Origin of the sequence: Vibrio sp. Isolate22, from assembly GCF_022398115.1 — a bacterium.
Taxonomy (GTDB): domain Bacteria; phylum Pseudomonadota; class Gammaproteobacteria; order Enterobacterales; family Vibrionaceae; genus Vibrio.
The window spans coordinates 1-1604 of the sequence record NZ_JAKEUW010000135.1 but is presented as its reverse complement, the minus strand read 5'-3'; the positions used below and the strand labels follow the sequence as shown (position 1 = coordinate 1604).

The following is a 1604-nucleotide window of genomic DNA, read 5'->3' as shown; positions in this document are numbered from 1 at the left end:
ACTCAGTGAAATTGAAATCGCTGTGAAGATGCAGTGTACCCGCGGCTAGACGGAAAGACCCCGTGAACCTTTACTACAGCTTGGCACTGAACATTGACCCTACATGTGTAGGATAGGTGGGAGACTTTGAAACCGCGTCGCCAGATGGGGGGGAGTCGTCCTTGAAATACCACCCTTGTAGTGTTGATGTTCTAACGTTGGYCCCTGAATCGGGRTTACGGACAGTGCCTGGTGGGTAGTTTGACTGGGGCGGTCTCCTCCCAAAGAGTAACGGAGGAGCACGAAGGTGGGCTAAWCACGGTTGGACATCGTGAGGTTAGTGCAATGGCATAAGCCCGCTTGACTGCGAGAATGACAATTCGAGCAGGTGCGAAAGCAGGTCATAGTGATCCGGTGGTTCTGAATGGAAGGGCCATCGCTCAACGGATAAAAGGTACTCCGGGGATAACAGGCTGATACCGCCCAAGAGTTCATATCGACGGCGGTGTTTGGCACCTCGATGTCGGCTCATCACATCCTGGGGCTGAAGTNGGTGTTCGGGTTGTCATGCCAATGGCATTGCCCGGTAGCTAAGTTCGGAATCGATAACCGCTGAAAGCATCTAAGCGGGAAGCGAGCCCTGAGATGAGTTTTCCCTGACGCTTTAAGCGTCCTAAAGGGTTGTTCAAGACTAGAACGTTGATAGGCAGGGTGTGTAAGCGCTGTGAGGCGTTGAGCTAACCTGTACTAATTGCCCGTGAGGCTTAACCATACAACACCCAAGGGGTTTTGATGGACTCATAAGATACAAACGCTTGAATGAGTTTGAAGAGAACAGAAACAGCTTTCCGAATTTTAAAATTTGCTTGGCRACCATAGCATTGTGGACCCACCTGATTCCATGCCGAACTCAGAAGTGAAACACAATAGCGCCGATGGTAGTGTGGGGCTTCCCCATGTGAGAGTAGGACATCGCCAGGCTTTAATTTCGACTTTGCTTAGTAATTAAGCAAGTCACCATAAAGTTCTAAATAAACTTAGAGTTTTATGTTGACTTCAACAGTCAATCGCGTATTATACGCATCCGCTTCGACGCTAAAGCGTTGATAGCAAAGCTCTTTAACAATTTAAACCTATCAATCTGTGTGGGCACTCGTTGATGAATATCAAAAATGAAACTTCGGTTTCAACTTGATTTCAATGAACTGAGTGACCAATTCGAATCGTAAGATTCGGCACAGTCAATTCAACATTACTATGTAATGTAATCAGTATTCATTGAGTCGACAAAATCTTAAATTGAAGAGTTTGATCATGGCTCAGATTGAACGCTGGCGGCAGGCCTAACACATGCAAGTCGAGCGGAAACGAGTTATCTGAACCTTCGGGGAACGATAACGGCGTCGAGCGGCGGACGGGTGAGTAATGCCTAGGAAATTGCCTTGATGTGGGGGATAACCATTGGAAACGATGGCTAATACCGCATAATGCCTACGGGCCAAAGAGGGGGACCTTCGGGCCTCTCGCGTCAAGATATGCCTAGGTGGGATTAGCTAGTTGGTGAGGTAATGGCTCACCAAGGCGACGATCCCTAGCTGGTCTGAGAGGATGATCAGCCACACTGG

At 48.4% G+C, this 1604-nt stretch carries 3 rRNA genes; all 3 read left to right on the top strand.

What is annotated here, in order from left to right:
• Positions 1-751 (top strand): 23S ribosomal RNA (locus tag L1D55_RS27200); the annotation flags it as partial.
• 93 nt (positions 752-844) lie between these two features.
• A 5S ribosomal RNA gene (gene rrf / locus L1D55_RS27195) occupies positions 845-960 on the top strand.
• A gap of 315 nt (positions 961-1275) precedes the next feature.
• Positions 1276-1604: ribosomal RNA gene (locus L1D55_RS27190) — 16S ribosomal RNA — on the top strand; the annotation flags it as partial.